Annotated in this window: 19 protein-coding genes; 9 read left to right on the top strand and 10 right to left on the bottom strand. The window is 74.7% G+C overall.

Going from position 1 to position 25,523, the window contains the following annotated elements; all coding sequences use genetic code 11:
- Window positions 1-65 precede the first annotated feature (65 nt).
- Window positions 66-1,277, bottom strand: a complete 1,212-nt coding sequence (locus tag AB0C04_RS07660; protein ID WP_357049905.1) for a PHB depolymerase family esterase — start codon at window positions 1,275-1,277, stop codon at window positions 66-68.
- 207 nt (window positions 1,278-1,484) lie between these two features.
- Here AB0C04_RS07660 and AB0C04_RS07655 point away from each other — a divergent pair, with 207 nt between their 5' ends.
- The 3 genes from AB0C04_RS07655 (at window position 1,485) to AB0C04_RS07645 (ending at window position 4,424) form a co-directional block, all read left to right on the top strand.
- Entirely contained in the window at window positions 1,485-3,311 is a 1,827-nt protein-coding gene (locus AB0C04_RS07655) for a DUF2079 domain-containing protein (RefSeq protein WP_357049902.1), read from the top strand.
- 64 nt (window positions 3,312-3,375) lie between these two features.
- Window positions 3,376-4,026: a lipoyl(octanoyl) transferase LipB gene (gene lipB / locus AB0C04_RS07650; RefSeq protein ID WP_350872192.1), complete on the top strand. Its 651-nt coding sequence runs from the start codon at window positions 3,376-3,378 to the stop codon at window positions 4,024-4,026.
- Between the two features lie 5 nt (window positions 4,027-4,031).
- A complete protein-coding gene (locus AB0C04_RS07645; RefSeq protein WP_350872190.1) occupies window positions 4,032-4,424 on the top strand; it encodes a VOC family protein in 393 nt (130 codons plus the stop codon).
- Window positions 4,425-4,591: 167 nt separating this feature from the next.
- Here AB0C04_RS07645 and aspS read toward each other — a convergent pair whose 3' ends face one another.
- Window positions 4,592-5,908 carry an aspartate--tRNA(Asn) ligase gene (gene aspS / locus AB0C04_RS07640; RefSeq protein WP_357049898.1) on the bottom strand — a complete coding sequence of 439 codons (1,317 nt, stop codon included), beginning with the start codon at window positions 5,906-5,908 and terminating at the stop codon, window positions 4,592-4,594.
- Between the two features lie 416 nt (window positions 5,909-6,324).
- Here aspS and lipA point away from each other — a divergent pair, with 416 nt between their 5' ends.
- Both lipA and AB0C04_RS07630 read left to right on the top strand, forming a co-directional pair.
- Complete coding sequence (gene lipA / locus AB0C04_RS07635) at window positions 6,325-7,317, top strand: lipoyl synthase (protein WP_357049895.1); 993 nt, start codon at window positions 6,325-6,327, stop codon at window positions 7,315-7,317.
- 51 nt (window positions 7,318-7,368) lie between these two features.
- Complete coding sequence (locus AB0C04_RS07630; protein ID WP_357049892.1) at window positions 7,369-9,009, top strand: hypothetical protein; 1,641 nt, start codon at window positions 7,369-7,371, stop codon at window positions 9,007-9,009.
- Between the two features lie 34 nt (window positions 9,010-9,043).
- On the opposite strand, the gene AB0C04_RS07625 is transcribed toward AB0C04_RS07630, so the two are convergent.
- A complete protein-coding gene (locus tag AB0C04_RS07625; protein WP_357049889.1) occupies window positions 9,044-12,139 on the bottom strand; it encodes an AAA family ATPase in 3,096 nt (1,031 codons plus the stop codon).
- Window positions 12,136-12,303 carry a hypothetical protein gene (locus tag AB0C04_RS07620; RefSeq protein WP_350872180.1) on the bottom strand — a complete coding sequence of 56 codons (168 nt, stop codon included), beginning with the start codon at window positions 12,301-12,303 and terminating at the stop codon, window positions 12,136-12,138. The genes AB0C04_RS07625 and AB0C04_RS07620 overlap by 4 nt, the downstream gene beginning before the upstream one ends.
- A gap of 211 nt (window positions 12,304-12,514) precedes the next feature.
- Here AB0C04_RS07620 and AB0C04_RS07615 point away from each other — a divergent pair, with 211 nt between their 5' ends.
- The gene (locus AB0C04_RS07615; RefSeq protein WP_357049886.1) at window positions 12,515-13,204 is read left to right on the top strand and encodes a DUF4191 domain-containing protein; all 690 of its coding nucleotides are present in this window, start codon (window positions 12,515-12,517) and stop codon (window positions 13,202-13,204) included.
- A gap of 148 nt (window positions 13,205-13,352) precedes the next feature.
- Here the strand turns inward: AB0C04_RS07615 and AB0C04_RS07610 are convergent, their stop codons facing one another.
- Window positions 13,353-13,733: an RDD family protein gene (locus AB0C04_RS07610; RefSeq protein WP_357050762.1), complete on the bottom strand. Its 381-nt coding sequence runs from the start codon at window positions 13,731-13,733 to the stop codon at window positions 13,353-13,355.
- A 291-nt stretch (window positions 13,734-14,024) separates the two neighbouring features.
- On the opposite strand from AB0C04_RS07610, the gene glnA reads away from it, so the two are divergent.
- The 3 genes from glnA (at window position 14,025) to AB0C04_RS07595 (ending at window position 16,894) form a co-directional block, all read left to right on the top strand.
- Complete coding sequence (gene glnA / locus AB0C04_RS07605) at window positions 14,025-15,449, top strand: type I glutamate--ammonia ligase (protein WP_357049883.1); 1,425 nt, start codon at window positions 14,025-14,027, stop codon at window positions 15,447-15,449.
- A gap of 117 nt (window positions 15,450-15,566) precedes the next feature.
- A complete protein-coding gene (locus AB0C04_RS07600) occupies window positions 15,567-15,932 on the top strand; it encodes a helix-turn-helix transcriptional regulator (RefSeq protein ID WP_357049879.1) in 366 nt (121 codons plus the stop codon).
- Window positions 15,929-16,894 (top strand): hypothetical protein, encoded by a 966-nt coding sequence (locus AB0C04_RS07595; RefSeq protein WP_357049876.1) that lies wholly within the window; start codon window positions 15,929-15,931, stop codon window positions 16,892-16,894. The genes AB0C04_RS07600 and AB0C04_RS07595 overlap by 4 nt, the downstream gene beginning before the upstream one ends.
- A gap of 51 nt (window positions 16,895-16,945) precedes the next feature.
- Here the strand turns inward: AB0C04_RS07595 and mptB (AB0C04_RS07590) are convergent, their stop codons facing one another.
- From mptB (AB0C04_RS07590) to AB0C04_RS07570, 5 genes are all read right to left on the bottom strand, one after another.
- A complete protein-coding gene (mptB, locus tag AB0C04_RS07590; protein WP_357050759.1) occupies window positions 16,946-18,433 on the bottom strand; it encodes a polyprenol phosphomannose-dependent alpha 1,6 mannosyltransferase MptB in 1,488 nt (495 codons plus the stop codon).
- Window positions 18,434-18,498: 65 nt separating this feature from the next.
- Window positions 18,499-19,911 carry a polyprenol phosphomannose-dependent alpha 1,6 mannosyltransferase MptB gene (mptB, locus tag AB0C04_RS07585; protein WP_357049873.1) on the bottom strand — a complete coding sequence of 471 codons (1,413 nt, stop codon included), beginning with the start codon at window positions 19,909-19,911 and terminating at the stop codon, window positions 18,499-18,501.
- Between the two features lie 67 nt (window positions 19,912-19,978).
- Complete coding sequence (locus AB0C04_RS07580; RefSeq protein ID WP_357049871.1) at window positions 19,979-21,511, bottom strand: hypothetical protein; 1,533 nt, start codon at window positions 21,509-21,511, stop codon at window positions 19,979-19,981.
- A 37-nt stretch (window positions 21,512-21,548) separates the two neighbouring features.
- On the bottom strand, window positions 21,549-24,566 hold the full coding sequence (locus AB0C04_RS07575) for a bifunctional [glutamine synthetase] adenylyltransferase/[glutamine synthetase]-adenylyl-L-tyrosine phosphorylase (protein ID WP_357049868.1): 3,018 nt from the start codon (window positions 24,564-24,566) through the stop codon (window positions 21,549-21,551).
- Window positions 24,566-25,333, bottom strand: coding sequence for a type 1 glutamine amidotransferase (locus AB0C04_RS07570; RefSeq protein ID WP_357049865.1), 768 nt, complete (start codon window positions 25,331-25,333; stop codon window positions 24,566-24,568). The genes AB0C04_RS07575 and AB0C04_RS07570 overlap by 1 nt, the downstream gene beginning before the upstream one ends.
- Between the last annotated feature and the right edge of the window lie 190 nt (window positions 25,334-25,523).

Genomic DNA, 25,523 nt, shown 5'->3' with positions numbered 1-25,523 from the left:
CGTCAGGCCGGGGGCCGAATCTGACGCGAACTTCTTGATCACCAGGGCCGGTATCCGGGTCGGGGTCAGCAGCCGATCACCCAGTAGTTGGGGCCGGTCTGCTTGAGGGCGGTCGTGTAGAAGGTGTTGTAGAGGCCCATCTGCTGGTTCGAGCCGTTGGCGTAGGCGTAGCCGCCGGACTGGTGGGCCCGGCCGGCGCTGACGTGCGCGTAGTTGCTGGCGGTCACGCAGACCGGCGGCGTCGTGGGGGTCGGCGTCGGAGTCGGGGTGGCGGTCGGAGTCGGCGTCGGGTTGGTCCCGCCGCCGTTCAGGCCGAAGAAGACCGCGTCCCGGTACGTCGAGCAGATGGTGTCCAGGAAGTACGCGGCGGTGCTGCCGCACTGCTCGGCGCCGGTGCCCGGGTCGACCGGGGTGCCGTGGCCCATCCCGGAGACCCGGTAGAGGCGCACCTCGTCGTTGCCGTACACCTCGAGACTGGTGCCGCCGGGCAGCGAGGCGGTGCTGGTCGGGCTCTGCGAGATGCCGCGCACGTTGGTCCACTGGTCGCGCGACTCGGTGGCGTTGATCGGCGCGACCGTGGTGTCCGAGGTGCCGTGCCAGATGGCCACTCGGGGCCGCCGCCCGGTGTAGCCGGAGTACGCGCCGCGAACCAGGTCGCCCCAGGCGGCCGGGGACTTGTCGGTGCCCGGGTTCATGCAGCTGAACGCGTTGACCATGCTGGTGGCGCAGCGGTACGGGATGCCGGCGATGATCGAGCCGCCCGCGAAGACGTCCGGGTAGGTGGCGAGCATGACCGAGCTCATCGCCCCACCGCCGGAGAGGCCGCTGACGAAGACCCGGGAGGCGTCCACCCCGAAGTTCGCCTTGGCGTGGTCGACCATCTGCTTGATCGACAGCGCCTCGCCCTGGCCCCGGGCGGTGTCCCCGGTCTCGAACCAGTTGAAGCAGCTGCTGGCGTTGTTGCCGGACTTCTGCTCGGCCACGATGAGCGCGAACCGCCACTGGTCGGCGTACTTGCGCCAGCCGGAGTTGGTGAAGTAGCCCGAGGCGTTCTGGGTGCAGCCGTGCAGCAGCACGACGGCCGGCGCGTTGGCCGGCAGGTTGTCCGGCCGGTAGGCGTACATGGCGAGGTTGCCGGGGTTGGAGCCGAAGCTGGAAACCTGGGTCAGGCTGGCGGCCTGGGCGGGTGCGGCGACGACGACGGCGCCCACGGCGGCGAGGACCAGCCCGGCGGCCACGCCGATCAGTCGGGTGAGCAGGGATGAGGAGCGGCGCACGGCGGCCTCCCGGGGCGAATTGTGAACTGGGTCACCTGCGAATTGCCGCGACGTTACGTCGGCGTGTCAGCGGTGTGACATGGGCCACGCTCACACATTTACGGATGTGAGGATGTGTGTCCGGTTCGGCCTCCGCTCGGCGGGATGTCCGCCCGAAGGTTCCGTGTCTGACCGGCGAGTCCAGGTCCGGTTGGTAACGTCCGCTGCGTGCCGACCTCCCCGTCCCTGGCCACCGGGCCCGCGCCCGCCGCCCGGCCACGCGCCACCCGGGACCGCCGGGCCGACCTGATCGTGGTGCTGGCCGCGCTCGCGCTGGCCGTCTGGGTCACCAGCGGGCTGTGGCGCGACCCGAACGTCCGGACCGTCACGGTCAACTCCAGCGACCAGGCGCTCTTCGAGTGGCTGCTGGCCTTCGGCGGCAACGCGCTCACCCACGGGGAGAACCCGTTCTTCACCTACCTGATCAACGTCCCGGACGGGGTCAACCTCGCGGTGAACACCTCGATCACCGTGTACGCGGTGGTCTTCGCACCGCTGACCTACCTGGTCGGGCCGCCGGTGACGTTCCTGGTGATCCTCACCCTCAACCTGGCGGCCACCGCGGTCGCCTGGTACTGGCTGTTCTCCCGGCAACTGGTCCGCAGCCGGCTCGCCGCCGCCGTCGGCGGGCTCTTCATCGCCTACTCCCCCGGCATGGTGTCGCACGCCAACGCCCACCTGAACTGGACCGCCGGCTGGCTGGTGCCGCTGCTGATCTGGCGGCTGTTCGCGCTGCGCCGACCGGGGCACTGGCTGCGGGACGGCATCGTGCTCGGCCTGCTGGTCGCGGTCGCCTTCTCGATCGCCGCCGAGGGGCTGTTCTTCACCGCCCTCGCGCTCGGCGTCTTCGTCGCCGTCTGGTCGCTGCACCCCGCCCGCCGGGCGCAGGCGCGGGCCGCCCTGCCCAACTTCCTGCGCGGGCTCGGGGTGACCGCACTGGTCGCCGGCGCGCTGCTGGCGTATCCGCTCTGGCTGCACTTCGCCGGCCCGCAACGGTTCCACGGCACCGGCTTCGATCCGGTGATCCACTCCGAGGACATCGTCGCGTTCGGCGCGTACCCGCGGCGCTCGTTGGCCGGCGAGGCCGGGTTGGGCACCTCGCTGGCGCCCAACCCGACCGAGGAGAACTCCTTCTTCGGGCTGCCGCTGCTGCTCTTCGCGGTGCTCTGCTTCGTGGTGCTCTGGCGACGGGCCGACCCGGGCCGCCGCGCCACGCTCTGGGCGCTGGGCGTGATCGCGGTCGTCTTCAGCGTGCTCTCCTGGGGGCCGGTGGCCAAGGTCGACGGCGACCGCACCGACGTGCCGATGCCGTTCGACCTGCTCGGCCACCTGCCGGTGGTGAACGCCGCGCTGCCCGCCCGGCTGGCCCTGGTGGTGGCTCCGGTGATCGGGTTGCTGCTGGCGTACGCCGTCGACCACCTCCGCGCCGCGCCGCCCCGGCACCGCTCGACCGAGCTGGCCTGGGCGCTCGGCTTCGCGGTGGCCCTGCTACCGCTGCTGCCCACCCCGTTGCTCACCCACGAGCGGGAGCCGATCCCGCGGTTCATCACCGCCGGCACCTGGCGGGAGCACGTCTCCGCGGGCGGGGTGCTCACCCCGGTGCCGGTGGCCGTGGACATCTACCCGGACGGCCAGCGCTGGCAGGCGTACGCCCTGGCCCACCGGCAGGGCGAGTTCCGCATCCCGGCCGGCTTCTTCCTCGGCCCCGGCGGCCCGGACGGGCGGGGCCGGATCGGCCCGGTGCCCCGCACCTTCAGCGCGCTGATGGACCAGGCCGGCAAGACCGGGCTGGTGCCGATCGTCACCGACGGGACCATGCGTGAGGTCCGCGCCGACCTGGCCTACTGGAAGGTCGAGGCGGTGGTCCTCCCGGACCGGGTGCACGGGGCGAAGTTCGACGTCGACGAGGAGGCGGTCCGGCGTACCGCGACCATGCTGCTCGGCCAGCCGCAGCGGGTCGACGACGTCTGGCTCTGGCGCATCCCGCCGGCCTGACCGGCCCCGCTGGTGAGGCGGCTCACCAGCGATCCAAGCCGGTCGCGGGACTACGCTGGATGCCGTGACCACGACGATTTCCGGCCTGACGGCCGTACGCGCCGGCCTGCTGGACTACCGGGCAGCCTGGGACGAGCAGCGTCGGCTGCACGAGTCCGTGGTGGCCGGCGAGCGCGGCGACACCGTGCTGCTGCTGGAGCACCCGAGCGTCTACACCGCCGGCAAGCGCACCGAGCCGTGGGACCGGCCGACTGACGGCACCCCCGTAGTCGACGTGGACCGGGGCGGCAAGATCACCTGGCACGGCCCGGGGCAGCTGGTCGGCTACCCGATCCTGCGGCTGCCCGACCCGGTGGACGTGGTCGCCTACGTGCGGCGCACCGAGCAGATGCTGATCGACGTGTGCGCCGAGTTCGGGCTGGCCGCCGGCCGGATCGACGGGCGCAGCGGCGTCTGGGTGCCGGAGGACGACCGCGGGCCGGCCCGCAAGGTCGCCGCGATCGGCATCCGGGTGGCCCGTGGGGTCACCCTGCACGGCTTCTCGATCAACTGCGACTGCGACCTGGGCTTCTTCGACCGGATCGTGCCGTGCGGCATCCGGGACGCCGGCGTCACCTCGCTCACCGCCGAGCTGGGCCGCCCGGTCACCGTCGCCGACGTGCTGCCGGTGGTGGAGCGCCACCTGGCCACGCTGGTCACCGACACCGCCGAGTGAGCCGCATGCGGGTCGACCTCGTCACCGTCGTGGTCGCCGAGTACGACCCGGCGATCGCCTTCTTCACCGACGTGCTCGGCTTCGAACTGGTCGAGGACAAGCCATCGCTGACCACCGACGGCCGGCCCAAGCGGTGGGTGGTGGTCCGCCCGCCCGGCGCGCAGACCGGCCTGCTGCTCGCCCGCGCGGACGGCGACGAGCAGACCGCCGCGATCGGCAACCAGGTCGGCGGCCGGGTCGGCTTCTTCCTCGAGGTGGACGACTTCGCGGCCACCTACCGCCGGATGCGGGACGCCGACGTCGAGTTCGTCCGCCCACCGCGCACCGAGCCGTACGGCCAGGTCGCCGTCTTCCGCGACATCGCCGGCAACCGCTGGGACCTCCTCGGCCCCGCCTGACCCCCACCTGACCCCGCCCCGCCCCACCCCCGCGCCTACGCGGTTGATCATGAGGTTGACGGCGATGTCGATCTCCATCACCGCCGCCGACCTCATGATCGACACGGTCCGAGCGGGGGGTGGGGCGGGGGGCGGGTCAGGGGGTCAGGGGGTCAGGGGGTTGGGGGTTAGGGGGTTAGGCGGTGCAGGTCGCGGGGGAAGGCGGTTACCTCGCGGATGTTGGTCGCGCCGGTGAGGCGGGCGACGAAGCGTTCCAGGCCGATGGCGAAGCCGCCGTGCGGCGGCATCCCGTGCCGGAACGCGTCCAGGTAGCCGGCGTACGGCTCGACCGGCTCGCCCCGGGCCGCCAGCGCCGCCAGGTAGTCGGCGTGCTGGTGCAGCCGCTGCCCGCCGGTGACCAGCTCCAGCCCCCGAAAGAGCAGGTCGAAGCCGTTGCTGTAGGCCGGCCTGGCCGGGTCCGGGTGGGTGTAGAAGGGTCGCTTCGCCATCGGGTACCCGGTGACGAAGAGGAAGTCCGAGCCGTGCTCGCGGCGGGCCCACTCCCCGAGCGCCCGCTCGTGCGCCGGAGCGAGGTCCGGCTCGTCGGCCGGCGCGCCGGCGATCTTCAGCGCCTCGGTGAAGTGCACCTCGGGGATCTGCGCCGGCACCGCCGGCAGCTCGACTGAGAGGGTGGCCAGCGCGCCGCCGCCCCGCTCGGCGACCGCGCCGAGCATCCCGGCCACGACGTCGCGCAGCACGGCCATCACGTCCCGGTGGTCGGCGACGAAACCCAGCTCGGCGTCGAGCGACGTGTACTGGGCCAGGTGCCGGACGGTGTCGTGCGGCTCGGCCCGGAACACCGGGCCCACCTCGTAGACCCGCTCGAAGACGCCGACCATCAGCTGCTTGTAGAACTGCGGCGACTGGGCCAGGTACGCGGGCCGGCCGAACCAGTCCAGCGCGAAGACGTTCGCCCCGCTCTCGGTCGACGAGCTGACCACCTTGGGCGTGTGGATCTCGACGAAGTCCCGAGCGTCCAGCGCGGCCCGGAAACCGGCCACCGCCGCCGCCGAGACGCGTAGCGCCGCCGAGCGGGACGGGTGCCGCAGCGCGGTCGGCGCGTTGTCGAGCTGGGTGGGCAGGCTGGCGGTGAGCGCCGGCCGGTAGAGGTCGAACGGCGGCGGCACGGCGGGTGGGCCGAGCGGACGTACCGTCGGTGCGGTCAGCTCGACCCCGGCGGGCGTCGTCGCCGTCGCGACCTTGGGAACGGCGTCGCCGCTGCGCGCGACCACCGTGCCGGTGACCTCGACGACGGTCTCCTCGGTCAGCGCCTCGACCTCGGCGCGGACCGCCGGGTCGGTGACCACCACCTGGGTGAGGCCGGCGGAGTCCCGGACGATCAGGAACGCCACCGACTTGAGCAGCCGGCGGCGGTGCACCCAGCCGGCGATCCGGACGGTCTCGCCGACATGGTGGGTGAGTTGGGTGGAGAGGATGCGTTGCACGGCGGTTACCTCCTCGATCGATCGCAACGCGATCCCGGGAGGTGTGGGCGAGCGGGTCCTCGCGGTGCCACCACACCTTCGCCCCCGCGGACGGGAGCCTCGTTCGTCGCCTGATGACCGGGGCCAGCCGGGCGGGCTCTACTGGGCGCGGTCTCCCGCAGCCGTTCTTCCCGCAGCTCGGGAGGGTCTTCGCGGCCCCGGCGCCAGACCGCCTCTCAGCACCGGCGGCTCTCTGCACTGGCGGGGCGGGGCGCTACTCGGCTCCGTCGTCGCTGTTGCCGGCGACCCTAGCACCCACCCCCGCCGAATGTGACGCCGTTTCGCACCGCCCGGGTGTGCGGCGTCACAGGCCCCTGGGCGTGACGCCGGTCGCCTGGCGTACATCGACGGCCGCCGTCCGGCGTAGGCTCGCTTTCGTGACGATCGAGCACTCCGCGCCGACGACCGGCCCGGCCGCGCGTACCGCGACGCCCGCCCCCGAGGGGCGGCGCATGCTGCGGATTGAGGCGCGCAACGCCGAGACGCCGATCGAGCGCAAGCCGCCGTGGATCAAGGTCAAGGCCACGATGGGACCGGAGTACACCCAGCTGCGTGGGCTCGTCTCGCGCGAAGGGCTGCACACCGTCTGCCAGGAGGCCGGCTGCCCCAACATCTACGAATGTTGGGAGGACCGCGAGGCCACCTTCCTCATCGGTGGCGACCAGTGCACCCGTCGGTGCGACTTCTGCCAGATCGACACCGGCAAGCCGGCCGAGTTCGACGCCGACGAACCGCGCCGGGTCGCCGAGTCGGTGGTCACCATGGGCCTGCGCTACGCCACCGTCACCGGTGTCGCCCGCGACGACCTGCCCGACGGCGGAGCCTGGCTCTACGCCGAGACGGTCCGCCAGATCCACGCGTTGCAGGCCGGCTGCGGCGTCGAGCTGCTGATCCCGGACTTCAACGCGGTCCCCGAGCAGCTCGCCGAGGTCTTCGGGTCCCGGCCCGAGGTGCTGGCGCACAACGTCGAGACGGTCCCGCGGATCTTCAAGCGGATCCGGCCGGCGTTCCGCTACGACCGGTCGCTGGACGTCATCCGGCAGGCCCGCGCCGACGGCCTGGTCACCAAGAGCAACCTGATCCTGGGCATGGGCGAGGAGCGCGCCGAGATCTCCCAGGCGCTGCGCGACCTGCACGAGGCCGGCTGCGAGCTGATCACCATCACCCAGTACCTGCGCCCGAGCGCCCGGCACCACCCGGTCACCCGCTGGGTGAAGCCGGAGGAGTTCGTCGAGCTGCGCGAGGAGGCCGAGGAGATCGGCTTCGCCGGGGTGATGAGCGGGCCGCTGGTGCGCTCGTCGTACCGGGCCGGCCGGCTCTACCGCCAGGCCCTCGACGCCCGCGCCGCCAGCCCGGTCACCGCCGGCTGACCCGCCGCACCGCTGCGCGGTCCGCCGGCGGGTGGGTGCCATGATCGGGCCATGACCGCCGGGGTACGCCAGGAGCCACGCGACGCCCCCCGCGCGCTGCTCGGGTCCGCCCGGGCCCGGCTGGCGGGGGCGCTGACCGTGCTCGCGCTGCTGGCCGGGGTGGCCTACCGGCTCGTCCTGCTGCTGTCCGCAGCTCCGCCGACGAACAGCGACGAGGCCACCATGGGCCTGGCCGCGCTGCACATCGCCCGGGGGCAGGAGTTCCCGGTCTGGTTCTACGGCCAGGCGTACATGGGGACGCTGGAGGCGTACCTGGCCGCGCCGGTGCTCGCGCTGACCGGGCCGTCGGTGCTCGGGCTGCGCCTGCCCACGCTGGCGCTGTACGCCCTCTTCGTGCTGCTCGCCTGGCGGCTGACCCTGCGGCTCTCCGGCGACCGGTGGTTCGCCCTGCTGGTGGTGGTGCTGCTCGCGCTGGGCTCGGACCGGATCATCAAGAACCAGCTGATCGCCGGCGGCGGCTACCCCGAGATGAACCCGGCCGCGGTGGGGCTGGCCCTGCTCGCGTTCGACCTCTGCGCCCGCCGGGCCGGTCGCCGGCTGCCCCGCTGGGCGGCCTGGGGGTTCCTCGCCGGGCTGATGCTCTGGGTGGACCCCCTCGTGCTGCCGTACGTGCTCGGCACCGGCGCGGTGCTGCTCGCCTTCCGTGGGCGGGAGCTGCTCGGCCGGGCCGGCGCGCTGCTGGTCGTCGCGGCCCTGGTCGGCGCGGCGCCGCTGCTCGGGCAGAGCCTGGCGACCGGCCGCAATCCGCTCGACGCCGTGCTGGCCGCCGGCGGGGGCGACGTGCCGGCCGGCTGGGCGGACCGGCTGCACGGCGGTCTGCTGCTCGGCCCGCCGCTGGGCATGGGCTTCTGCTCGCCGAGCCACTGCGCGACCTGGCAGCTCTGGTGGGCGGTCGCCCTGCCGGTGCTGCTCGGGCTCGGCGCGGTGACCGCCTGGCGGGCGCTGCGCGCCCCGGCGTCGCCGTCCGCCCCCGGGACCGATCCGGGCGGTCCGGTGGCCGGGCGGGTCGCCGGTGCGGTCCGGCTCGCCCTGGTGGCGGCCGCGGCGGCCACCCTCGCCGCGTACGTGCTGAGCAGCGCCGCCGGCCTCACCCCGGTGGAGAGTTCGCGCTACCTGTCCTGCCTGCTGGTGGCCCTGCCCGCGCTGCTCTGGCCGCTGTGGCGCACCGCTCGTGACCGGCTGGACAGCGCACGCTCCCGGCCCGCCCGGTTCGCGGCGGTGGGCGCGGCCGCCGTGCTGACCGCGACCCTGCTCACCGCCGGCTACGCGACCTACCGGGCGGCCGGCACCGCACCGGCCGCGCGGGCCGCCGAGGCCCGGCACGCCGAACTGGTCGGCACCCTGCGGGGGCTCGGCGTCCGACACGTCTACGCCGGCTACTGGACCTGCAACCGGCTCACCTTCGCCAGCGGCGAGGACGTGATCTGCGCGGTGGTCGACGACGAGCTGCGCCCCGGCTTCGACCGGTACGCCCCGTACCGGCGGGCGGTCGCGGACTCGGCGGTGCCGGCCTGGGTGGCGCCGGCCGGCTCGCCGCTGGCGTCCCGGTTGGACGACCGGATGCGCAGCAGCCCCGGCAGCCTCGACCTGGTCACCGTCGACGGCTACCGCATCTACCTGTCCCGCGCCTGACCCGGCAGCCGGCGCGGCGCGGCCCGGCGCGGGCTCAGCGTGGGCTGGGGTCGGCGAGCAGGTTGAGCCGGTGAGCGAGGGCGGCGGCCTCGATCCGGTTGGTGACGTCCAGCTTGGCGATGATCCGCGAGACGTGCACGCTGGCCGTCTTCGGGGAGATGAAGAGCTGCTCGGCGATCCGGCTGTTGCTGTGCCCCTCGGCGACCAACCGCAGCACCTCCCGCTCCCGGTCGGTGAGCAGGTCCGCACCGGGCCGGCCCCGGGCCGCGCCGCGCAGCCCGACCCGGCGCGCCAGCGTGGCGGCCTGCTCGGCGAGCGGTTTCGCGCCGAGGGCGTCGGCCAGCGCCGCCGCCTCCTGCACCGCGGCGGCCACCTCGTCCCGCTCCCCCGCCAGGGCCGCCGCCTCGGCCAGCGACAGCAACGCCCGGCCGAGCGGGTACGGCTGGCCGTCGGTCCGCCAGGCCGCGACGGCGGCGCGCCAGGCGGCCAGCGGGTCGGGCCCGGCTACGACGGTGGCGCTGACCTGGGCGGCGTACGCCCGCTCCGCCGGGAAGCGGACCGGCACCGTCGCCGCCAGCGCGGTGACCCGGGCCGCGAGCCCGGCGTCGTCCAGCTGCCGGGCGGCCCGGGCCGCGACGCCCAGCAACGGCCAGGCGTACCGGGGGTAGGTCGGGAGCGAGTCGTCGGCCAGGGCCGCCTCGGCCGCGCGCCGCAGCTCGACCCGGTCGTCGGCCGCCAGGGCCGCCTCCACCCGCAGCTCGTCCACCGGCAGCCGCAGGTGCGGGTGCAGGTAGGGCCGGGTGAGGAAGCTCAGCGCCCGGACGACCGCCTCGTCCGCGCCGGGATCGCCCTTGGCCAGCCGTAGCCCGGCCCGCAGCTGGAGCCAGTGCAGCCCCGCGACGCCGGGCGGGTCGATCCGGGCCGCGTCGGCGCAGACCCGTTCGGCCTCCGCCCACCGGCCCAGGGCCAGCAGCGCCTCGGCCCGGTTGGAGAGCAGGTACGCGCCGGTGGAGCGGCTGATGCCGACCCGGCGCGCCTCGGCCACCCCGTCGGCGGCGGCCTGGGCGGACTCCTCGTAGCGGCCCAGCTCGAAGAGCACGTCGGAGATGTAGACCAACGCGCTGACCAGCGTCGGGACGTCGTCGGTGGCGCGGGCCACCGCCTCGGCGCGGCGAATCTCGGCCAGCCCGAGGTCGGCGGAGTCGTTGCGGTGACACAGCACGGCCAGCTGCACCGGCAGCAGCGCGGTGTCCACCTCGGCGGCCTCCGCCGCAGCCAGTACGTCCGTGGCGATCCGGACGCCGTCCACCGGGTCGATCCGGGCCAGCTGGGAGGCGACGGCGGCGAGCAGCTCCAGCCGCTGCGGCCCGTCCGGCACCCCGGACACCAGCCGGTACGCCTGGGCCAGCTCGGCGGCGCCGTCGCTCTTGCCGAGCATGGACAGCATCCGACCCAGCCGGTCGAGCAGCCGGGCGGCACGCAGCGGCTCGGCCGCGGAGTCGACCTCGGCCAGTGCGGCCCGGGCGAGGGTGAGCGCGCGCTGGTAGTCGCCGGCGGTGACGGTCGCGTCGAGGGTCTCCTCCAGCACCGCGAGGTGATCCATGTCGAGCCGGTCGGCGGCGTCGGGGACCAGCTCCCACAGCTCCAGCACCCGCTCCAGCAGCCGGCTCTGCTCCGCGTACGCGTACCGGTCGGCCGCCGCGCGGGCCGCGGCGCGGGCGGTGACCAGGGCGCGCGGGTGGTCGTGCGCGGCGTACCAGTGGTGGGCGATCTCGGCGGGGGCACGGCCGGCGACGACGAGGTGCGGCTGGGCCTCGATGGCCGCGGCGAACCGGGCGTGCAGCCGGGCGTGCTCGCCGGGGAGCAGCTCGTCGTGCACGGCCTCCCGGACCAGCGCGTGCCGGAACTCGTAGCCGCCCTCGGGGTCGGCCACCACCAGTTGGGCGGCGACGGCGGCGCGCAGCGCGTCCTCCAGCTCCGCCTCGGGCAGCCCGGCGACCTGGGCGAGCAGCTGGTGGGCGAACCGGGTGCCGCCGGCGGCGGCGATCCGCAGCACCCGCTGGGCCGGATCGGGCAGCCGGTCGACCCGGGCGAGCAGCAGGTCGCGAAGGGTGTCCGGCAGGGTCGCGCAGCCGATCGGGTCGCCGGCCGCGGCCAACTCCTCGATGAAGAACGGGTTGCCCTGGGTGCGGTCGTGGATGTCGTCGACCGCGCGGGCGGCCGGCTCGGCGCCGAGCAGGTCGGCGAGGATCGCGCCGGTGCCGTCCCGGTCCAGCCGGGCCAGCTCGATGCGCTCGACCTCGCGGGCGCGGTCCAGCTCGGCCAGGAACGGGCGCAGCGGATGGCCGCGCTGCAGCTCGTCGGTGCGGTAGGTGCAGACCAGCAGCAGCCGGCCGGGACGGGCGGCCCGGACCAGGAAACCGATGAGGTCGCGGGTCGACCGGTCGGCCCAGTGCAGGTCCTCGATCACCAGCAGCAGCGGCCGGGCGTCGGCGAGCCGCTGGAACAGCTCGGCCACCAGGTCGAAGAGGTAACCGCGCGGGGCGTCGGTGAGCGGAAGGGGCGCCGGCGCGCCGACGACCGCCGGCACCCGGGCCAGCTCCGGCAGCAGCCGGGCGAACTCGGCCTCGTACCCGGCGAACACCTCGGCGCCGTCGCTGCGCAGCACCTCGCGCAGCGCGGCGGCGAACGGGGCGAAGGGCAGCCCGGCCTCGCCGAGTTCGAGGCACTGGCCGACCAGCGGCCGGGCGCCGGCGTCGACGGCCAGCCGGCGGAACTCCTCCAGCAACCGGGTCTTGCCCACCCCGGCCTCGCCGCCGACCAGCACGGCGGTGGGCTCTCCGGCGCGGGCCCGGCCGAGCGCGTCGCGCAGCGCGGCCAGCTCGCGCCGGCGGCCGACGAGGACGGTGCTGGCGGCGCGTGCGGTCACGGCACCGAGCATGCCATGGACCGCGCCCGCACCGTTTCCGTCGATCGGCCGGCCGCCGGCCCCCGGACCACCGCGCTCGGCCGCGTCGACGACGGTGGCGGCCGGCGGCTGGCCGCCGTCGGCCGGCCCGGTTCGCGCCGAGGGGGCGGCCGGGCCAGCGGTCACCGCGGCGGGGGCGCTCACCGTGGCGGGGGCGCTCACCGGCGGGCGTCGGTACGGCCGACCTGACGCCGGCGGCCGAGCCAGCCGCGCATCCCGGAGCGCGGCACCGACCGGGCGAGCCGGTCGGCGGCGGCGTCGGCGCGCAGCTCGGCGGCGTGGGTGCGGTGCAGGGAGAGCAGGAAGTCTGCGTCGTTGCCGAACATGTCTGGCTCCTGTCGTGCGATGCGGTCAACTTCTGACGTTGACTCTTCGCCCGAAGGTGGTGCCGGGGCATGGGGACGGCGCCTCATCCTCGGCCGTCACCACCTCCTTACCGGCCCCTTACCGGCCGCTCGGCGGACGTAAGGTACTCAGCCGGCCGCTACCCCGGGCGCGGATCACCTTCGACGAGCGCCGCCCACTAGACTTGGCCGCATGGCAAAGCCCCAGGAGAAGGTCTCGTTCGGCCAGCGGCTGAAGCAGATCGGGATGGTGTTCAAGTTCACCGCCAAGCAGGACCGGTGGTTCGCGCCACTGGCCGCCGGCGCGGTGCTGATCCCGCTCGCGCTCACCGTGGTCGCGGTGATCCTCTGGAGCTGGATCTGGTTGCCGATCGGCATCCTGCTGACCCTGCTCGCCGTGCTGATCGTGCTCAACCTGCGGTCCAACAAGGCGATGATGAACGCCGCCGAGGGGCAGCCCGGCGCGGCGGCGCAGATCATGGAGAGCATGCGGGGTGACTGGCGGGTGACCCCCGCGGTCAGCTCCACCACCCAGATGGACATGGTCCACCTGGTCATCGGCCGGCCGGGCGTGATCCTGCTGGCCGAGGGGAACCCGCAGCGGGTCCGTGGCCTGCTCGGCCAGGAGAAGCGCCGGCTGGCCAAGGTCATCGGCAACGCCCCGCTGCACGACTACGTGATCGGGCAGGAGGAGGGCGAGCTGCCGATCCGCAAGCTGCGGATGACGCTGATGCGGCTGCCCCGCAGCCTCAGCGGCAAGGACGTCAACTCGCTCGACAAGCGGCTCAAGGCGCTCACCGCCCGGCCGCAGCTGCCCAAGGGCGCGATCCCGAAGAACATGCGGCCGGCACGCGGCGCGTTCCGCCAGACCCGGGGCCGCTGACCCCGGTCGTACGTCGTGCGAGAGCCGGGCCCGGTCGGGCCCGGCTCTCGCCGTTTCCGCCCGCGACGAAGGCATCCCCGAGGGCTCGGGGCTGCCTGCACTGACCGACGCGGCGGGCAGCAGGCCGTCGCGGCGGAGCGAGGCGCGGTCAGGCGCGGGCGGGAGCGGCGGTGACGACCGAGCCGGTGAGCCGGTCGTGCAGGCCCCGGCGGTGCTCGTCCATGATCAGGGCGGGTACGACCAGCGCGAGCAGCACGCCGCGCAGCAGCCCCCGGGCCAGCCCGATCCGGCCGCCGTCGAGCCAGGCGACGCAGCGGACGCGGGTGATGTACATGCCCGGCGTCTGGGCGAACAGGCCGAGGAAGACGGCGTACTCGAGGACCAGCACCAGCACCGGGGCCCAACCGTCGCGGACCGGGTCGGCGAAGAAGTTGGCCACCAGGATGCAGAGCACCCAGTCGATCACCAGAGCCCCGAACCGCCGCCCCAGGCTGGGCGGGGTGAAGGCGGGGTCGGTGGCGGGCGGCACCGGGTGCTGATCACGCGGGTTGGTCACAGCGGTCAAGGGTATCCAGGGGATCCGAGGACGGGCGGACCGGCCGCGTCGACGTGGCGCGCCAATTCAGACTAATAGCAATATTCGTCATTAGAATGGCACAGGCCGACGCCGCCGCCAGGCCGGCCTGCGGCCCGGGAGCAGTACGAATGACGCTCCGCGAGGGACGTAACACGGCAGAAACATAGGAGACACGGCCGGGCAACCGCCTGGTCATAGCGTCGCCAACAGCCTAGCCACCCAGTGGACGTGCCAGGAGGACGTGTGTTCGCCAATCCCGAGGAACTGCTGCGATACCTCAAGAACGAGGACGTGAAGTTCGTCGACGTACGTTTCTGTGACCTGCCCGGCGTGATGCAGCACTTCAACCTGCCGGTGGAGTCCGTCGACGACGATCTCTTCACCGACGGCCTCGCCTTCGACGGCTCGTCGATCCGCGGCTTCCAGGCGATCCACGAGTCGGACATGCTCCTGCTCCCGGACGTCGCCACCGCGTTCATCGACCCGTTCCGGGCGCAGAAGACGCTCGCGCTCAACTTCTTCATCCACGACCCGTTCACCCGCGAGGCCTACACCCGCGACCCGCGCAACGTCGCCAAGAAGGCCGAGGCCTACCTCGCCGCCAGCGGCATCGCGGACACCGCCTACTTCGGGGCCGAGGCCGAGTTCTACATCTTCGACTCGATCCGCCACGAGACCTCCGCGAACCAGGCGTTCTACTACATCGACTCGATCGAGGGCGCGTGGAACACCGGCCGTGAGGAGGAGGGCGGCAACCGCGGCTACAAGACCGCGTACAAGGGCGGCTACTTCCCGGTGCCGCCGGTCGACCACTACGCCGACCTGCGCGACAGCATCGTGCGCCGGCTGGTCGACACCGGTTTCAGCGTGGAGCGTTCGCACCACGAGGTGGGCACCGCCGGCCAGGCCGAGATCAACTACAAGTTCTCCACCCTGCTGCACGCCGGTGACCAGCTCCAGCTCTTCAAGTACATCGTGAAGAACGAGGCCTGGGCCAACGGCAAGACCGCCACCTTCATGCCGAAGCCGCTCTTCGGCGACAACGGCTCCGGCATGCACACCCACCAGAGCCTCTGGCTGAACGGTGAGCCGCTCTTCTACGACGAGACCGGCTACGCCGGCCTGTCGGACACCGCCCGCTGGTACATCGGCGGCCTGCTGCACCACGCCCCGTCGCTGCTGGCCTTCACCAACCCGACGATCAACTCGTACCGCCGGCTGGTGCCGGGCTTCGAGGCGCCGGTCAACCTGGTCTACTCGCAGCGCAACCGCTCCGCCTGCACCCGCATCCCGGTGACCGGCAGCAACCCGAAGGCCAAGCGCGTCGAGTTCCGGGTGCCGGACCCGTCGGCAAACGTCTACCTCGCCTTCTCGGCGATGATGATGGCCGGCCTGGACGGCATCAAGAGCAAGATCGAGCCGCCGGCGCCGATCGACAAGGACCTCTACGACCTCCCGCCGGAGGAGTGGGGCGACGTCAAGCAGGTGCCGGGCTCACTGCCGGCCGTGCTCGACGCGCTCGAGGACGACCACGACTACCTGCTCGACGGCGGCGTCTTCACGCCGGACCTGATCTCCACCTGGGTCGACTACAAGCGGACCAACGAGGTCGACCCGGTGCGTCTGCGCCCGACCCCGCACGAGTTCGCCATGTACTACGACTGCTGAGCACCCACTCCATCCCGGCCCGGGCCGGCTCCGCACCACGCGGAGCCGGCCCGGCCATTTCCGCCCCTCGTCTTGTAACGCCCCCCGATATATCTTCGCAGCCGATATATTGGTCCGGTGGACACACCGCTGCGCGAACCCACCTTTCTGATCCTCACCGCGCTCGCCGCCGCGCCGATGCACGGCTACGGCCTGATCCGGGAGGTCGCCACCCTCTCCGACGGGCGCGTAGCACTGCGCCCGGGCACCCTCTACGGCGCGCTCGACCGGCTGGTCGACGCCGGCCTGGTGGACGTCGACCGGGAGGAGGTGGTCGACGGCCGACTGCGCCGCTACTACCGCCTCTCCCCCGCCGGCGACGCCACGCTCACCGCCGAGACCGAACGGCTGCGCCGCAACGTCGAGGCGGCCACCGCCCGGCTGCGCGAACGCTCCCGCGCCGCCCGCCCCGCCGCGCCGCGCACCGCCGGAGGGCTGGCATGAGCGACCTGGAGCGGCGCTACCTTCGCCTGCTGCGCGCCTACCCGGCCGACTACCGCCGTGCCCGGGGCGCGGAGATCGTCGGGACGTACCTCGACCTGGCCGCACCGGGCCGGCGTTGGCCCTCGCCCGCCGACGCCGCGGACCTCCTGCGCGGCGGCCTCCGCCAGCGCCTGCGCGCCACCGGCGCCACCGACCTCGCCCCCGGGGTACACCTCGCGGCGCTGCTCGCGTTCCTCACCGCCACCTCGCTCGCCGCGGCCTGGACGCTGCTGGAGCTACGCCCCGCCCCGGCCGACGTCGGAGTGCCGGCCGCCGGGCCGTTCGTCTCGCTCGGCATCGGAGCGTGGATCGCCTGGCTGCTCGCCGCGGCGGTGCACGCCCTGACCCCCGGCCGGTGGGCCCGGCGCGCCGTCGCGGTCGCCCTGCTCGTCACCCTCACCCTCGTCCCCGCCGCCCCGCTCGTCGGCCTACCACGCCCGCCACTGTTCGTCCTGCTGCCGCAGGTCGCGTTGGGCCTGGTCGCGCTCGGCCTACCGGACGCGCTGCCGGCGCCGCTGCGGGCGGTGCCACTGATCGCCGTCGGCGTCGTCGCCCTCGCGGGGACCAACCTGCACCTGCTGCCCCCGGAGACCTTCGCCGGGAGCTACTACGTCTGGACGGCGGTGCCGGTGCTGCCGGGTGCCGCCGTCGCGCTGCTCGCGGTGGCGCTGCTGCTCGCCGCCGGGCTCGCCCTGCGCGCCGACCACCGCGGCGTCTGGGCGGCGCTGATCCTGCTCACCCCCATCGGCCTGCTCGCGCTGCAGCCGCTGGCCGGAGCGCTGAACGGGGTTGGCATGACCGTCGCGGTCTGGTCCGAGCTCGCCGCGACGGCCGTCATGATCGGGGTGGTCGGCCCCGCGCTGCTGGCGCTGGCGCTCGCCCTCCGCCGCCGCCCAACCCGCCCCCCGTCGACCGCACGTTGATCATGAGGTTCGCGGCGGTGTCGATCTCGGATTCCGCCGCAAAGCTCATGATCAACCGGACGGGGCTTCGGGGGTGGGCGTGCGGGCTGCGCGTAGATGGCGGGTGACGGTCAGGGTCAGGAGGGTGAGGAGCAGGGCGGTCATCGCGATCGCGCCGGGGGCCTTGGTGAAGCGGGCCAGGTTGGTGCCGTCCGGCAGGGTGAGGCACGACGCGACCGCGCAGGGCAGCACGAACCAGGTGGTCCGGGTCGCCGCGACAGCGAGCAGCGCCAGCGGCCAGGTGGCGTACCAGGGGTGGAAGACCGGGGACAGCACGACCGTGGCGGCCAGGGCCAGCCCGGCGCCGAGCAGGGTCACCCGTGGGCGGGCCGCCGCCAGCCGGGCCACCCGCTGTCGGGCGTCGTTGAGTCGGCGCAGCGTCACCCAGGCCCGCCACCAGAGCACCGCCAGCACCGCCACGAGCAGCAGCAGCGCCACCACCCGGGCCACCGGGACCGCGTCGGGTTTCCGGCCGAGCAGCGCCCCGGCGTAGTCGACGACGAAACCGACCGCGGTCGGCGGTGAGGTCCACTGCTCGGAGTCCCCGCTGTGGGTCAGCCCACCGACCCAGCCCAGGCCGAGGCCGGAGACGAGCGAGGTGGCCACCAGCCCGGCGAGCACCCCGCCGGCGAGCCACCCGCCGTCGCGCAGCAGCGCCCGTACGGTGTAGCGGCCGAGCACCGCCGCCAGCGCGGCGAACGGGAGGACCACCACCGCGCTCGCCTTCACCGCGACGGCCAGCCCGAGCAGCACCCCGGCGACCACCAGCCCCCGGGGCCGGCCCGGAAAGCGGACCAGCACCAGCAGGCCGAGCATGAGCAGCCCGAGCATCACCGCGTCGTTGTGCGCGCCGGCCACCAGGTGGACGCCGACCAGCGGGCAGGCCAGCAGCAGCCAGGCCGCCCGTCGGGTCGGTACGCCGGCGGCCCGGGCCAGCCCGGGCAGGCAGAGCGCGGCCAGCAGCACCCCGCCCACGGCGACCAGCCGTAGCAGCACGACGGTGCCGCTCAGATCGCCGCCGAGCAGTACCGCCAGCGCGGCGAGCAGCACGAAGAGCGGACCGTACGGGGCCGGGGTGTCCTGCCAGATCGAGGGCACCGTGTCCAGCCACGGACAGCCCGCCTCGGCCACCCCGGTCGCGTACGGGTCGACGCCGTGCGCGTACGCCCAGCCCTGGCAGGCGTACGAGTAGACGTCCCGGCTGCCCAGCGGCGCGGTGATCAGCAGCGGCAGCGCCCAGAGCCCCGCGGTGCGGTAGGCCCAGCCGGTCGACGGCGCGTCCCGGCGCAGCGACCACCAGGCGCCGACCAGCAGCCCGGTGCCGAGCAGCCACGCCCCGAGGATCAGCGGCCCGTGCCGCCCCTGCCAGATGCTGACCGGGGTGGTCCCGAGCGGTGCGGCGGGCAGCGCGCCGCCCAGGTAGCCGGCGACCGCGAGCAGCACCGCGCCGGCCAGACCTGCGTAGCGCGCCAGCCGGGCCCGGGCACCGTCGGCCGCCACGGGCGGGTCGGGTCGGGCGGCCGGGGTGGGCCGTGCGCCGGGTCCGGTCACCGGCGACGACCTCCTCAGTCCGTGCCCGCGTCGACGGCGACCGGCCGGCGGGCCGCCCGAGCCGACCGTACCAAGCGGACCACCAGCACGATCACCAACAGCGTCATCAGCGGGGCACCGACTGTCTTGGTGTATCGGGGCAGGCCGGTGCCGTCCGCGAGGACCAGGAACGACGAGATCAGCGCGACCAACGCGACCCACCGGGTGCGCAGCGTGGTCGCCGCGAGCACCGTCAGCGGCCAGGTCCAGTACCAGGGGTGGAAGAGCGGGGCCAGCGCGACCGTGGCGGCCAGGGCCAAGCCGGCGTACCGCAGCGGATCCCGGGTGCGCGCCCGCCACCAGAGCCAGACCAGCAGCACGGCGAGCACCGCCATGCCGATGCCCCGGGTCACCGGCAGCGGGTCGCCGTGCCAACCGAACGGCAACGCCAGGTAGCCGACGGTCTGCCCGACCGCGGTCGACGGTGAGGTCCAGGCGACCACCAGCCCGCCCTGTTCCAGCCCGCTGATCCAGCCGAAGTCGAGCCCGGCGGCGAAGGTCACCACCACGATCACGCCGAGGGCGCCGCCGACCACCCAGCCGCCGTAGCGCAGCAGCGCCCGGATCGAGTAGCCGCCGACGATCGCGGCCAGCGCGGCGAACGGCACCACGACCAGCGCGGTCACCTTGATCGCGGCGGCCAGGCCGAGCAGCACACCCCCGGCGAGCAGCGGGCCGGTACGGCCCGGCCGGGCCGCCACCACGGCCAGGCCGGCCACCAGCAGCCCGACCATCAGCGCGTCGTTGTGCGCCCCGGAAACGAGGTGCACCGCCACCAGCGGGGAGGCCAGCGCCAGCCAGAGCGCCCGGCCGGCGGGTACGCCGCAGCGCCGGGCGAGCACCGGCAGGCTCGCCGCGGTCAGCGCCACCCCGACCACCGCGACCAGCCGGAAGAGCGCGATGCTGCCGATCAGCGAGCCGGTCGCCGACACCACCGCGCCGGAGAGCACCACGAAGAGCGGGCCGTACGGGGCCGGGGTGTCCCGCCAGATGAACGACATGCTGTCCAGCCAGGGGCACGGCAACGCGGAGACGCCCTGCTCGTACGGGTTGATCCCACCCGCGTAGCTGGCGCCCTGGCAGGCGTACGCGTAGACGTCCCGGCTGCCCAGCGGCGGCGTGAACAGCAGCGGCAGCAGCCAGAGCGCGACGGTGACCAGGACCCACCGGGCGGAGAGCTCCGCCTCCCGCAGCGACCACCAGGCGTACGCCAGCAGGCCGGTGCCGACCAGCCAGCAGGAGAGGATCAGCGGGCCGTTCGGGCCCTGCCAGATGCTGACCGGGGTGGGGCGCAGGTTTCCGTCGGGCAGCGCTCCGCCGAGGACGGCGGCCACGGCGAGCAGCGCCGCTCCCGCCAGGCCGGTCCAGCGCGCGAGGTGGTGAGGCACGCCGGACATGCTGCCAGTACGGCGGTCGCGTTCCGGAGGTGGGCACCGGCGACGAGCCGGAGCGGCTTCAGTTCGAGCGGCAGCGCCCGGTCGGGAACAGGCTGCTGGTGACGGTGTAACTGCCGGCGGCGGTGGCCCGCACGGTGGCCCAGCCGTCGGGCCCCGGGTCTAGGCAGCCCGGCGCGCCCCGCAGGGACAGCCAGCGGGTCCAGCGCACCCGGATCAGCACGTCGCCCGGCGCGTCGACGGTGAACCGGACGCCCGCGCCGGCCGACTCGACCAGCCGGGCCGGCGGGGAGACCAGCGGCGCCGGGTCGAGCACCTGATAGAGCCGCCAGCCCTGGGGCTGGGCGACCTCCCGCAGGTAGGGCTGCCCGGCCAGCACGAGCGCCGCCTCGCCCTGCGCGTACCGGTCGGGCGGGGTCTCCGGCGCCACGGCCACGAAGCTGACCGCATTGCGGCGCAGCCAGTCCCGGTAGTCCTCGGCGCTCGGCCCCGAGCCGTAGAAGAGCGGGTTGCGCTCCACGTCGACCTGCCGCTCCCAGCCGCGGGCCAGCGGCACCGCCGCCGCCACGTACGCGCTCTCCCAGTGGTCCCGCAGCGGCACCACCTCGACCCGACCGACCGGCGCCCGGCGGTCCAGCTCGTCGAGCAGCGGCTGGTAGAACGCGGCGTGCACCGGCGCGGACCCCGCCCGGGCCAGGTCGCTGGTCATCACCGGCGACTGCCACCACACCAGTACGGCGAGCAGGGCGGCCAGCCACCGGGTGCCGAGCGTGACGAACGCCGCGACGATCGGCAGCGCGAAGAGCATCGGCAGGCGCAGCGCGTTCGAGCCGATCGGGCTGGGCAGGTAGTAGGCGGCCACGAGGAGCAGCGCGGTGAGCCCCGCGCCGACCCGCAGCACCCGGACCGGCACCAGCGCGAGCACCACCACGGCGAGCGCGACGTTGATCCGCATGGACTCGGCGGTGAACGGCTGCCGACCTCCGTTGCCGAAGAGCAGCGCCATCGGCGCGATCGCCAGCACCGGGGCCAGGCAGAGCACCAGGCTCTCCGCCCTCGGCCGGGGACGCGACCGCCACCCCTGTCGCCAGGCGTCGGTGAGCAGCATCGCTCCCCCGGCCAGGCCGGTGAAGAGGCCGGCCACCGGGCTGCCCCAGGTGGCGAGCACCGCCAGCGCCCCGGCCAGCACCAGGCGAGCCCACCGCGGCGGGCGGGCGGCGCTGACGGCGCAGAGCGCGAGCAGCCCCAGGGTCAGGCCGACGGCGAAGGTGATCCGCCCGCTGACCAGGTTCCCCACCAGCACCACGGCGCCCAGCAACCCGCCGAGCAGCGGCCGGCGGGCGCCGCCGCGCAGCAGCAGCCAGGCCAGCGCCACCGCGCCGACGACCGCCGCGATCGCACCGACCACCCGTACGCCGAGCGCCGCGCCGAGCAGCTGGGTGTAGAGGCTGTAGCCGAACTGGGTGGCCCCGCCGTACCAGGAGAAGTCGACCGGGGCGAGACCGTTCTCCTCGGCGAATCGGGCGCGCGCCACCTGCGCCGACAGGTCGGTGCCCATCGGCGGCGCGAGCAGGAACGCACCGGCCAGCAGCACCGACGCGACGAGGGTGCCGAGCAGGGTGCGGCGGCTGTCAGGCGTCGAAGACCCGTTCCATCGCCGCCCGGGATCGGCGAGCGGTCCGCAGGTACTCGTCGAGGAACTCGCCCGGGTCGTCGGCACCGAGCAGTCGTACCACGCCGGCCAGCTCCACCCCGTGCCGGGGCAGCTGGTCACCGGCCCGGCCGCGGACCAGCATCAGCGCGTTGCGGACCTGCGCGGCCAGCGACCAACCGGCCGCCATCGCGTCGGCGTCCGCCGGGTCGAGCAGGTCGGCGTCCCGGGCCGCCGCGAGCGCGTCGAGGGTACGCGTGCCCCGCAGCGCCGGCACCGCGCCGGCGTGCCGGAGCTGGAGCAGCTGCACCGCCCACTCGACGTCGGCGAGCCCGCCCCGGCCCAGCTTGGTGTGGGTGGCCGGGTCGGCGCCGCGGGGCAGCCGCTCGTTCTCCACCCGCGCCTTGATCCGGCGGATCTCCACGATCTGCTCGCGGGTCAACCCGTCCACGGGGTGGCGGACCGGGTCGACCATAGCCTCGAACTCAGCGCCCAGGTCGGCGTCGCCGCAGACGAAGCGGGCCCGCAGCAGCGCCTGCGCCTCCCACACCCGCGACCAGCGCGCGTAGTACTGGGCGTACGCGGCGAGGCTGCGCGCCAGCGGTCCCTGCCGGCCCTCCGGGCGCAGGTCGGCGTCGACGCCGAGCGGCGGGTCGGGCGCCGGCACACCGAGCAGCCGGCGCAGCTCCTCGGCCACGCCGTGCGCGGCGGCGCTGGCCGCGCGCTCGTCCGCTCCCGCCGGGGCGTCGTAGACGAAGAGCACGTCGGCGTCGGAGAGGTAGTTCGACTCGTAGCCGCCGAGCCGACCCATCCCGATCACCGCGAACCGCAGCCCGGGCACCGTCGGCTGCGTGCCCCGGGAGGTCCGCAGGGCGGCGGCCAGGGTGGCGTCGGTGACGTCGGCCAGCGCGGTACCCACCGCGGTGACGTCGGCCAGGCCGGAGGTCCGTCGGCCGGCGCCGTCGGGGCGGGTCGGGGTCGGCGCCAGCGAGCCGGCCCGGCAGAGCAGGTCGGCGCACGCGATCCGGACCAGTTCCCGGCGGCGCAGGGCACGGATGGCCCGGGTCGCCTCGACCGGGTCGGTGTGCCGGGCCGCCGCCGCCGCGAAGCCCTCGTGGAGCACTTCCCGGGGGCGGGGCGCCAGCTCGTTCTCCTCGGCCAGCAGGCGCAGCGCCTCCGGCTCACGGGCCAGCAGGTCGGCGGCGTACCGGGAGGAGGAGAGCACCCGGGCCAGCCGGCGGGCCACCGGACCCTCGTCCCGCAGCAGCCGCAGATACCAGGGGGTGCTGCCGAGCTTGTCGGAGACCTGGCGGTAGCTGAGCAGGCCGCGGTCCGGCTCCGGGGCGTCGGCGAACTCGCTGAGCAGCACCGGCAGCAGGGTGCGCTGGATCGCGGCGGTACGGCTCACCCCGCCGGTGAGCGCCTGGAGGTGACGCAGCGCCCCGGCCGGGTCGCCGAAACCGAGGATCTCCAGCCGGCGCCGGGCGGCCTCCGGGGTGAGCCGCAGCCCGTCCGCCGGCACCCGGGCCACCGACTCCAGCAGCGGCCGGTAGAGCAGCTTCGCGTGCAGGCGGCGTACCTCGCTCGCGTGGGTGACCCACTCGGCGCGGAACTCCTCGACGGCGCTGCGCCCCGGCGTGGCCGCGTAGCCGAGCGCGGCGGCCAGCCAGCGCAGCCCGGCCGGCTCGGCCGGCACGGTGTGCGTCCGCCGCAGGCCCTGCAACTGCAGGCGGTGCTCGACGGTACGCAGGAACCGGTAGCCGCGCAGCAGCGCCTCACCGTCGGCCCGCCCCACGTAGCCGCCGGCGACCAGCGCGCCCAGCGCCGGGATGGTGCCCGGCACGCGCAGCGACTCGTCGACGCGCCCGTGCACCAGTTGCAGCAGCTGGACGGCGAACTCGATGTCGCGCAGCCCGCCCGGGCCGCGCTTGATCTCGCGGTCCAGCTCCTTCGGCGGAATGATGTCGATGATCCTCCGGCGCATGGCCCGGACGTCCTCGACCGCCTCCGGGCGCTCGGCGGCCCGCCAGACCAGCGGGGCGAGCTGGTCGATCCACTCCTGGGCCAGCGCCAGGTCGCCGGCCGCCGGACGGGCCTTGAGCAGCGCCTGGAACTCCCAGGTCCGGGCCCAGCGGCGGTAGTAGGCGAGATGGCTGGCGAGGGTACGCACCAGCGGCCCGCGGTTGCCCTCCGGGCGCAGCGCGGCGTCCACCGGCCAGGCGACCAGCCCGCAGATGTGGATCAACCGGGTGGCGACCGTGGTGGCCGCGGTCAGGTCGTCGTCCTCGGCGGCGACGAAGATCACGTCGACGTCGGAGACGTAGTTCAGCTCGTCACCGCCGCACTTGCCCATCGCCACCACGGCCAGCCGGGGCCGGGGCGTACCCTCCGGCAGCTCCCCCACGGCGAGCTCGCACGCGGCGGCCAGGGTGGCGTCGGCCAGCGCGGAGAGCGCGGCCATGGTCTGCTCCAGCGCCCGGCCGCCGGTCAGGTCGGCCGCCGCGATGCGCAGCAGCGCCAACCGGTACGCCTGGCGCAGCGCGGCGACCGGGTTGCCGTCGCCGGCCGGCTCCAGCCGCCCGTCGGCGACCGGGGCGCACCCGTCCGGCCCGGTCCGCAGGACGGTCCACTGGTCCGGATTGGCCACCAGGTGGTCGCCGAGCGCCGACGAGGCGCCGAGCACGGCGACCACGCGTCGGCGCAGCCCCGGATCGGCGTGCAGCGCGTCCAGCAGCTCCGAACCGGCCCCGGCGCGGGCGCGGCGTTCGGCCTCGACGATGCGGTGCAGCTGGCGCAGCGCCAGGTCCGGGTCCGCCGCCCGGGAGAGCGCGGCGAGCAGCTCCGCCGCCGGCTCGTCCACCGGTTCCTGCGCGTCGAGCCGCCACAGGTCCAGCCCGTCCGGGCCGAGCAGGTCGGCGGCGCGGGCGCCGCCGTCGCCCTGGCTGGTGCCGAAGCCGTACCGGGCGAGCCGCCCGGGTGCGCTGGTCGGCCGGCTCATCAGTGCCCGAGCAGCGGCAGGCTGCGGCGGGCCGCGCCGTCGTCCAGCTCGCCGAGGGCCAGCGCGGCGAACCGGGCGGCGAACGGCTGCCACACCTCCTCGACGTCGACCATCACCGCGGCGCAGGCGGCCACCACCGCCTCGGGGTCGTAGCCCAGCTCGGCCAGGAGGGTGGAGTCGGTGGCCCAGTCGGCGATCATCTCGGTGTCGCACTCGATGTGGAACTGCAGACCCCAGGCCCGGTCGCCGAGGCGGAACGCCTGGTGCGGATAGCGGGTGGAGGCGGCCAGCAGGGTGGCGCCGTGCGGCAGCTCGGTGATCTCGTCGGAGTGCCACTGGAGCACGTCCGGGATCAGCGGCACGTAGCGGAAGAGCGGATCGGTCTCGGCGGCGTCGCGCCGGCCCACCACCGCGGGCCCGACCTCCGGCCCGGACGGACTGCGCTCGACCTGACCGGCGTGAGCGGTGGCGAGCAGCTGCGCGCCGAGGCAGACGGCGAGGGTGGGCACCCGGTGCCGGACCGCCTTGCGCAGCAGCCCCTCGACGGCCGGGAACCAGGGCGCGTCGGGTGAGCCGTCCGCCCGCGGGTACGCCTGCTGCTCGCCGCCGAGCACCACCAGCGCCGCGTAGCCCTCCAGGTCGGCGGGGAGCTCGTCCCCGGCGTGCGGACGCACCACCCACAGCTCGAGGCCGGCCTCGGCCAGCCACTCACCCAGCCGGCGCAGGTCGTCGGTCGGGTCGTTCTCGATCACCAGCGCGGTTGCCACGCCGTCGAGGCTAGCCGGTGGGTCGCCCGGGCACCGAACGGCTCCACCGGCGTGCTGCCACCGGTTCGCCGATGGCCCGCCCAGTGGTTTGCTGCCTCGCTCCCCAGCGGTACGTCGCGGGTGGCCCGCCGGCCCCGACTAGGCTCAGCCGCTGTGCCTCATCACCGCCCACCCGAGCAGCCCGCCGTCG

It is taken from the genome of Micromonospora sp. NPDC048909, assembly GCF_040649635.1.
Taxonomy (GTDB): Bacteria; Actinomycetota; Actinomycetes; order Mycobacteriales; family Micromonosporaceae; genus Micromonospora.
This window is presented reverse-complemented; position numbering and strand designations above follow the sequence as displayed.